Source organism: Sphingobium sp. ba1, from assembly GCF_000743655.1.
In the GTDB taxonomy this organism is placed as follows: Bacteria; Pseudomonadota; Alphaproteobacteria; order Sphingomonadales; family Sphingomonadaceae; genus Sphingobium.
On record NZ_JPPQ01000069.1, the window covers coordinates 2,464,538 to 2,470,854 of the forward strand.

The window sequence follows — 6,317 nt, forward strand, 5'->3', positions numbered from 1 at the left end:
TTCGAGCATCTCCTCCATCCGGTCCTCGGCAATGCCGGGGCCGTCATCGGCGACGACCAGGCGAATGGAGCCCGCTTCGCGCACCACCGACACATGGGCGCATTCGCCGTAGACGATGGCGTTTTCGATGAGGTTGCGCAGGGCGCGGCGGATCTGTTGCGGTCGCACGAACGCGACGGCACGGTCGCTTTCGGTCATGTCGACGGGCGATTCCAGTTCGATGAAATCTTCCACTACTGCATCGGCGAGTGCGGCGAGATCGACCTTCTGGACTGCTTCGGTGCTGCGTCCCGCGCGGGCGAGCGAGAGAATATCCTCCAGCATCCGGTTCATCTCATCGATGGTTTCGGACATGCGTGCGCGTTCCGCATCATCCTCGACCGATTCGGCACGGACCCGCAGCGAAGCGAGCGGCGTGCGCAGATCATGGCCGATCGCGCCCAGCATCCGGTCCTTTTCGTCCAACATGGCGATGATCCGCGACCGCATGGCGTTGAACGCCATGGTGAGGTCGCGCACGTCGCCCGGCCCGCGTTCGTCCACGGCATCGGCTGCGCCGGTGCGCGCGAATTGCTGCGCCGATCCGGTCAGTTGCTTCAGGGGGCGGGCGAGACGGCTGCCGATCCAGAGCAGTGGCAGGAGGACGATGACATAGAGGATGAGGGTCTGGCCGATCAGCCAGCCGCCAAAGCGGGCTGGACGATCGCCGCTACGGGCTTGCGTGACGACCCATTTGCCCGGTTCATATTCGGCCGCCAGCGTCAGCCGCTCGACGCGATGGTCATGTGGCCGCTCGCCATCGGCGCGCACGCGAATCCGTTCCCAGCGGCGCATCGGCATCACCGCGTCGTCCTGCACCACGCGCACGGTCAGGATGCGCAGGCCGATATCCTCGAACATCGCCGCTGCCCGCTTTTCGATGTCCGGGCGGGCTTCGCCGGTCAGTTGCGGCGCGCCCTGCACGAAGCGCGCCCGCATCCGCGCCGGGCCAGGCCGGCCGGGGCGATCGGGCCGGGTGTCGAGCGCGTCGACCACGCGATAGACGGCGGGCGCGGTCTGCGCGGTCAATTGCAGCCGGATGCGTTCGCGATAGAGCAGGCCGAAATTGATCGCCTGCGCCACGAACAGCGCCAGCGCGACGAGCGCGATGATCTGTCCGACCAGGCTTTGCGGCCAGAGGCGGAGGCGCTTCACAGTTTGCGCACGTCTGCGGAGAGCGTGTAGCCCCCACCCCATACGGTCTTGATCAGCGTTGGATTTTTGGGGTCCGGCTCGATCTTCTTGCGCAGGCGGCTGATCTGATTGTCGATCGCCCGGTCGAAGGCATTGGCCTCGCGCCCCTGGGTGATGTCGAGCAGTTGGTCGCGGCTCAGCACCGAATTGGGGCGGGTGGCAAAGGCCAGCATCAGATTATATTCCGCCGTGGAGAGCGGCAGCGACACGCCCTCACTATCCACCAGCGTACGCTCCTGCGTCTTGAGCAGCCATCCGGCGAAACTGTAATTGGCCCCGTCCGGCGCGGTCACGCGCTGGCCACCGGTGGCGACGCGGCGGAAGATCACCTTGATCCGGGCGACCAGTTCGCGCGGAGAGAAGGGTTTGAGGACATAATCGTCCGCGCCCATTTCGAGGCCCACGATACGATCGGTTTCTTCGGTGCGGGCGGTCAGCAGGATGACGGGGATTTCGCTGGTCTCGCGAATATGGCGGCAGAGCGACAGCCCATCCTCGCCCGGCATCATGATGTCGAGGATCACCATGTCGATCGCATTGGCGTTGAGGCGAATGCGTGCCTCCGCCGCGCTGTCGACGGCGGTGACGCGAAAACCGTTGCGCGACAGATATTGCGCCAGCGGTTCGCGGATCGAACGCTCGTCATCGACGAGCAGGAGGTGGGGTTTTTCGCTCATTGCGCCTGTCTGTCATGGGCGGGAAAAAGTTGGAAGGGCGAAGGCGTGGCGGGGGAGCCAGTCTTCGCCCTTCCGGAAGCGTTCACGAGTCCGGTTCAGGGATGGCAGGGGAATGCCGGGCCTGGACCCGTGAACGGGGGGTGTTCGATCAGTTGGCGGACGGAGCGGCGGCCTTGCGGTCCTTCCAGGCGCTACGCATCGCCTGACGCGCGGCCTTGATTTCGTCGGCGGTCACCTGGCCATCCTTATTGGCGTCGGCCTTGTCGAACATGGCCATCGGTCCGGCCATGAATTCGGCCTTGGTCACGGTGCCATCCTTGTTGGCGTCGCCGCGACCGCCCATCATCTTGCCGCCCTTGCCGGGGCCACCATGATGGCGACCGCCCCAATGGCGGCCCTCCGGCCCGCCGGGCTTGCCCGCTTCGGCGCGTTTGTCTGCTCGCTTGTCAGCCTTGGCCTCCTGCGCGGCGGCCATTTCGGCCTTGCTGATCTGGCCGTTCTTGTCGGTGTCCAGCTTGGCAAAGCGCATGTCGAGGCGCTGGGTGCGCATCGCATCGCGATCGGCTTGGGTCAGCTTGCCGTCCTTGTCGATGTCCATCTTGGCGAAGCGCGCTTCCAGCCCGGCGGTCAGTTCCGCCTTCGTGATCGTGCCATCCTTGTTGGTGTCAGCCATCATCATCATGCCGCCACCACGGCCGCCACGGCCGGGGCCATCGCCCGGCTGGGCGAAAGCGACGTGCGAAGCGGCGAGGCCGCCGACAAAGAGCGAGCCGAGCGCGACGGTTCCAAAAAACTTGCGGATCATGTCCTGTTCCTTCCAAAGCAACTATGTGGAACGACGTTTCGCCGTCCTTGAAGATGCTTATCGGCCCAACTTGTCCCGCAACTATGTCACAGCACGCATGACTTTGTCGCAACGTGTAACAGGGATGATAGAGATTTTCCCCGGTCGTCATCTCCGCGAAGGCGGAGATCCACCTCCCTACCTCGCATCGTGGGATAGCGCCGGAGATGGATTCCCGCCTTCGCGGGAATGACGAGGTTGGATGAATCCTGCTTTACTGGTCGCGTCGTCCCAGCAGGCGCAGGCGCAGGGCGTTCAGCTTGATGAAGCCCGCTGCGTCGCGCTGGTCATAGGCACCGGCATCGTCCTCGAACGTCACCACCTTTTCGCTGTAGAGCGAGTGCGGCGATTTACGGCCGACGATATAGACGCCGCCCTTGTAGAGTTTGAGGCGGACCGTGCCGGTCACCTTTTCCTGGCTATGGTCGATCGCGGCCTGCAGCATCTCGCGCTCCGGCGAGAACCAGAAGCCGTTATAGATGAGTTCGGCATAGCGCGGGGCGAGTTCGTCCTTCAGATGCGCCGCGCCGCGATCCAGCGTCACCTGCTCGATGCCGCGATGGGCGAGATGATAGATGGTGCCGCCCGGCGTTTCGTACATGCCGCGCGACTTCATGCCGACGAAGCGATTCTCGACGAGGTCGAGGCGGCCGATGCCGTGCTTGCGGCCATAATCGTTCAGCGTTTCGAGCAAGGTCGCGGGGCTCATGGCGACGCCATTGATCGCGACGCCGTCGCCGCGCTCGAAATCGATGGTGATATATTCGGGCGCGTCGGGCGCGTCCTCCGGGTTGACCGTGCGCGAATAGACATAGTCGGGGACTTCATCCCACGGGTCTTCCAGCACTTTGCCCTCGGACGAGGTGTGCAGCATGTTCGCGTCGGTCGAAAAGGGGCTTTCGCCGCGCTTGTCCTTGGCGATCGGAATCTGGTTCTTTTCGGCGAATTCGATCAGCTTCGTACGGCTGGTCAAATCCCATTCGCGCCATGGCGCGATCACCTTGATGTCAGGCGAGAGGGCGTAATAGCCGAGTTCAAAGCGAACCTGGTCGTTGCCCTTGCCGGTCGCGCCATGTGACACCGCGTCCGCGCCGACTTGTCTGGCGATTTCGATCTGGCGCTTGGCGATCAGCGGCCGGGCGATCGACGTGCCGAGCAGATAGAGGCCTTCATAGAGCGCGTTGGAGCGCATCATCGGGAAGACATAGTCCGCCACAAACTCTTCGCGCAGGTCGTCGATGAAGATATGCTCTTCCTTGACTCCCATCAGCCGCGCCTTGGCACGGGCCGGCTCCAGTTCCTCGCCCTGCCCCAGATCGGCGGTGAAGGTCACCACTTCGCATTGATAGGTCTGTTGCAGCCATTTCAGGATCACGCTGGTGTCGAGGCCACCGGAAAAGGCGAGGACGATGCGGTTGATCTTGTCAGACATGGTGGGCGACTCTTCTGTTCGGGAATGGCGCGGATGATGCGCGCGCCGGTATCAGGCAAGGGGCAAAAGCGCAACCGGAACAGGGTCGGGCGGCTCGGCCTTATTCGGGCGCGCGATCTTCCCGATAGGCCGCGTCGATGGCCGCCTCCTGCCGTGCGCGCTGGGTGTCGTCCGCCTGTCGCTGCGCCTTGGTGCGGCCGAATTTGGCGCGGTTGGCCTCGGCCTGCTGGGCCTTGTCGTCCCGCGCCTTGGCTTTGCGCGCCTGGCGCAGATTGATCACGTCACCCATCACTGCCCATCCCTATGTTGGCGATGGGCAGCATAGGGCGCATGATCGCGCCTTGCCAAGCGCCGCCTTCCCCCCGCATGAGCGGTGTTTCCGTTGTTTCGAGCCAGATATCCATGACCAGTATCCACGACGTCGCCGCCCTCGCCAAAGTTTCGATCAAGACAGTGTCGCGCGTCGTCAACGATGCGCCCAATGTCAGCGCTGAATTGCGCGAGCGGGTGCAGGCGGCGGTGCGCGAACTGGGCTATCGGCCCAACCAGTCGGCGCGACGGCTGGCGGGCGGGCGGTCGTTCATGATCGCCTATCTCTACAGCAATCCTGCGCCGGGCTATATCAGCGGCATCCAGTCGGGGGCCGCCGCGCGTTGCCGCGAATTGGGTTATCACCTGGTCGTGGAACCCATTTCGCCGGGCGGCGAGGAGCGGTTCGACGTGCTTGACCGGCTGGTGGCGGCCCTGCGCCCCGATGGCGTGCTGCTGGTGCCGCCCTTATCCGATGACGCGGCGATGCTTGCGCGCCTCGCTGAGTTGCGCCTGCCCTGCGCGCGGATCGCTGGGTCGGTGGTTGGGGCGGGCTTCAATATCCACACGCCCGAACGCGCCGCCGGACGCATGGTCGCGGACCATCTGATCGCCCATGGCCATCGCCGGATCGGCATCATCACGCCGCCCGCCAAGCATCGGTCGGCCTTGCGCCGGGTCGAGGGGTTTCGCGATGGGCTGGCCGCGGCGGCGGTGCCGATCGACGAGAGTCTGTTCGTCGACGGCGGCTTTACTTTTGCATCGGGCATTGCGGCGGGCGAGGCCTTGCTGGCCCTGCCTGAGCCGCCAAGTGCGATCTTCGCCACCAATGACGATATGGCGCTGGGCGTGCTGACTCTGGCGCATCAGATCGGTTTGCGGGTGCCGGAAGATCTTTCGGTGGTCGGCTTCGACGATACCCCGGCCAGCCTGACATCCTGGCCACCGCTGACGACCGTGCGCCAACCGCTGGAGGATATGGGCCGCGCGGTCATCGACGCGCTCGCCAACGGCCCGGATGATGCGCCGGAATTTCTGTTCACGCTAATGGAACGGGCGAGTTCGGGGCCGAAGCCGGGCTGAACCGGAAACAACAATGGATAGCGGCGCGGAACGCGCAATAATCAGAATACCAAAAGTTACCGTGCTAGCAGTAATTAGAATTGGTGATTGACTAAGCGCCTATTTCAATACAAATATTATGATATACAAAAGACTAATATTGATCCATTGCGTGTTGTTAGAAAGCCATATAAAATTATTATGAAACGGGCAAATATTCGTCAGGAATGTTTGAGAAATGCTCAGTCCTAGACCAAACGATACCGTCACGAACTTTTCTCGCTGGCGTGCCTGCGAAAATACTGTTCTCTGCTAACTTGCCCGATGCAATAGCGCACTGCCCCAGCACAGAGCCAGAACCCACATGAGCCCCCTTATTCACACGCGAACTGTTTCCTAGCCATACGTGGTGACCGATGAAAACGTCTTTAGACAGATTAATAGGTTCCTGAGTGCACGCATCAAAAATCGTGTGGCCGTCGCTAGTGCGCAAAATGACACTATTCGAAACCATACAATCGTTGCCAAGCGCTACAACATCGCCGCTTTCCGATAAAATCGTTCCGCTTTCCCATGTGCATTCGGAGCCTATCACAACAACGGAATTTGCACGGCGCACTTGTATCGTCAAACCTTTAAGGCGACAATTCTCACCAATTATTATCGCACAGTGATCACCATTGATAGAAAAAGAACATCCATCTAGCCTCTCTTATTCACCGGGCTGCTGCGTGATGGCTTAATCCGGGACGGGGTGGCA

General features: G+C 62.3%; 6 protein-coding genes. 1 reads left to right on the plus strand and 5 read right to left on the minus strand.

What is annotated here, in order from left to right; translation table 11 throughout:
- From IL54_RS15090 to IL54_RS15110, 5 genes are all read right to left on the minus strand, one after another.
- The coding region (locus tag IL54_RS15090) for a sensor histidine kinase (RefSeq protein ID WP_037478824.1) at positions 1–1,194 on the minus strand (1,194 nt) is incomplete at its 3' end.
- Positions 1,191–1,910, minus strand: coding sequence for a response regulator (locus tag IL54_RS15095; RefSeq protein ID WP_006956807.1), 720 nt, complete (start codon positions 1,908–1,910; stop codon positions 1,191–1,193). The genes IL54_RS15095 and IL54_RS15090, both read right to left, overlap by 4 nt.
- A 148-nt stretch (positions 1,911–2,058) precedes the next feature.
- A complete protein-coding gene (locus IL54_RS15100; protein ID WP_037478826.1) occupies positions 2,059–2,715 on the minus strand; it encodes an EF-hand domain-containing protein in 657 nt (218 codons plus the stop codon).
- 253 nt (positions 2,716–2,968) lie between these two features.
- The gene (locus tag IL54_RS15105; RefSeq protein WP_037476677.1) at positions 2,969–4,186 is read right to left on the minus strand and encodes an argininosuccinate synthase; all 1,218 of its coding nucleotides are present in this window, start codon (positions 4,184–4,186) and stop codon (positions 2,969–2,971) included.
- A gap of 100 nt (positions 4,187–4,286) precedes the next feature.
- Complete coding sequence (locus tag IL54_RS15110) at positions 4,287–4,475, minus strand: DUF4169 family protein (protein ID WP_037476678.1); 189 nt, start codon at positions 4,473–4,475, stop codon at positions 4,287–4,289.
- A 113-nt stretch (positions 4,476–4,588) separates the two neighbouring features.
- Between IL54_RS15110 and IL54_RS15115 the strand changes: the two genes are divergently transcribed.
- Positions 4,589–5,578: a LacI family DNA-binding transcriptional regulator gene (locus tag IL54_RS15115; RefSeq protein ID WP_037476679.1), complete on the plus strand. Its 990-nt coding sequence runs from the start codon at positions 4,589–4,591 to the stop codon at positions 5,576–5,578.
- Positions 5,579–6,317 lie beyond the last annotated feature (739 nt).

What these genes read in the sequence shown, in the direction of transcription:
- IL54_RS15105 (WP_037476677.1), bottom strand. Translation starts at nt 4,186, where the DNA reads ATGTCTGACAAGATCAACCGCATCGTCCTCGCCTTTTCCGGTGGCCTC.
- IL54_RS15100 (WP_037478826.1), bottom strand. Translation starts at nt 2,715, where the DNA reads ATGATCCGCAAGTTTTTTGGAACCGTCGCGCTCGGCTCGCTCTTTGTC.
- IL54_RS15115 (WP_037476679.1), top strand. Translation starts at nt 4,589, where the DNA reads ATGACCAGTATCCACGACGTCGCCGCCCTCGCCAAAGTTTCGATCAAG.
- IL54_RS15110 (WP_037476678.1), bottom strand. Translation starts at nt 4,475, where the DNA reads ATGGGTGACGTGATCAATCTGCGCCAGGCGCGCAAAGCCAAGGCGCGG.
- IL54_RS15095 (WP_006956807.1), bottom strand. Translation starts at nt 1,910, where the DNA reads ATGAGCGAAAAACCCCACCTCCTGCTCGTCGATGACGAGCGTTCGATC.